Genomic DNA, 374 nt, shown 5'->3' with positions numbered 1-374 from the left:
GCCTTAAACGGAGCACCGGTCAAAAGCTGCTGAACGGTAAGCACCCCCTCTTCATCTGGATCACACCATACATACAGCCCGGACTTTGAATCCATCATGCGAATCTCGTCGTACAGGATTCGTGCATAGATAGGTGTACTCATTAAAACCCTCCAGAAGATCGCACACGCCTCACCATATCGAGCGTGAAACTCAGTTGCGTAACCTTGGTAGCGGCCCCGATTTCATCACGCTTCTTCTGGTAGGCACCGAGTGCCTTGAAGTACGTGGCCTTATACGCCGCATCTTTGTCAAGAATCTTCAGCGCCAACGTCTCCACGTCTACACCACGGGCTTCGGCCAAGGCGGTCAGGATAGAGGACTCGCGACCAGCC

The 374-nt window shown here is 53.5% G+C and carries 1 protein-coding gene; it reads right to left on the bottom strand.

Annotated features, from left to right (window positions below):
• Positions 1 to 142: 142 nt before the first annotated feature.
• The coding region (locus AC1RPN_RS08605) for a hypothetical protein (RefSeq protein WP_481763777.1) at positions 143 to 374 on the bottom strand (232 nt) is incomplete at its 5' end.

Source organism: Dellaglioa sp. CoH-57-MRSF-20 (assembly GCF_056781955.1).
This window is presented reverse-complemented; position numbering and strand designations above follow the sequence as displayed.